The 1,411-nt window shown below is 64.4% G+C and carries 2 protein-coding genes; both read right to left on the bottom strand.

The features are described from left to right. Window positions 1-510: carbohydrate ABC transporter permease (locus tag J7E68_RS18025; RefSeq protein ID WP_215174928.1), on the bottom strand; the 510-nt coding region annotated here is incomplete at its 3' end. Window positions 511-592: 82 nt separating this feature from the next. Continuing rightward, window positions 593-1,411: extracellular solute-binding protein (locus tag J7E68_RS18020; protein WP_215174927.1), on the bottom strand; the 819-nt coding region annotated here is incomplete at its 5' end.

Genomic DNA, 1,411 nt, shown 5'->3' with positions numbered 1-1,411 from the left:
AGGTGATGCGAGCCACTCGATGTCGGTGTTGAGCAGGAAGTTCACCACGCCGTTCGGGGCGAGGAGCATGCGCCAGAGCACCGCGATCACGGCGACTGTGAACAGCCACGGCAGCACATAGAGCGCCCGGAAGAACGACCGTGAGAACCGGCCGAGCAGCGGGCTGTTGAGCATCATCGCGAACGCGAGACCGAGGACGAGGTGCGCCACCACGCTCGCCACCGTGAAGAGGATCGTGTTGCCGGTCGCCTTCCAGAAGCGGGGGTCGGACAGGATCTCGACGTAGTTGCCGATTCCGACGAACTCCGGCGACTTGTTCAGGATGACGTTGTCTTGGAAGGAGTACCCGATCACCATGACGATCGGCACGATCATCAGCACGAAGAGCAGGATGATCGTGGGCGAGAGGAAGGCGTAGGACTCGGTCGTCTTTCGCAGCTGCCGTCGGCGACGCGACATCGCGACCCCGGTGACGATCACCTCGGTGTCGTCGGATGTTCTCAGACTCATGGGAAGCGTGGCTCCTTGGTTGGTCGGGTGCCGCATCGCATCGGGAGCGATGCGGCACCCCGTTCATTCGGGAAGCGGGAGATCAGAACTCCGCTTTCCAGGCTTCCTGTGCCTTCTTCAGCGCATCGTCGACCGACTGCTGACCGTCGAACGCGGACTGCAGCTGCTCGCCGAGCTGACGCATCAGCTCTTCGGCGACCGGCAGCCCGGTGAACTCGTTCGCGGGGTATCCGGCCTGATAGATCTCGAACGCCTGCGCGAACAGCTCGTCGTCCTCGACGAACCCGGGAACCGACTTCGAGTTGCCCGGGAACGCGTTCGCCATCGTCGAGAGGTCGGAGTTGGTCTGCTCGCTCATCAGGAACTCGACGAGTTTGAACGCGGCCTCCTTGTGCTCCGAGTTCTCGGCCACGCCGATGCCCCAGGATGCGTAGGGGATGCCTCGTTCGCCGTCATAGCCGTCCTCGGCGGGCAGCGCCGAGATCGAGAACTGCAGATCGGGGTTCGTCTCGCGGATCAGGTTGATGTGCGCGAGCGAGTCGATCATCATGCCGACCCGGCCGTTGGTGAACTCCTCGACCTTGTCCTGCTCCTTCATCGTGAACGAGCCGGAGGCGATCGAGCCGTCATCCCACATGTCGCCGATGAAGTCGACGGCCGAGGTCACGTCGTCGTTGGTCAGGTCGGGCTGGCCGTCTGCGAGCATCGACCCCCCGGATGCCCAGACCCACGACATGACGTCGTTCTGCACGCCGTTCGGGGCCTCGAGCGACAGCGGGAGGACACAGCCGGAGACATCGCCGCCGGGAGCCGTGACCTTCGATGCGGCGTCGGCGAACTCGCTCCGCGTGGCGGGCGGTGCCGTGACGCCGGCATCGGCGAGCAGGGTGTCGTTCGTGAA

Origin of the sequence: Microbacterium sp. ISL-103 (assembly GCF_018613995.1) — a bacterium.
Classification (GTDB): domain Bacteria; phylum Actinomycetota; class Actinomycetes; order Actinomycetales; family Microbacteriaceae; genus Microbacterium.
Note: the sequence above shows the minus strand (reverse complement) of the source record. Positions and strands in the feature narration are given on the sequence as shown.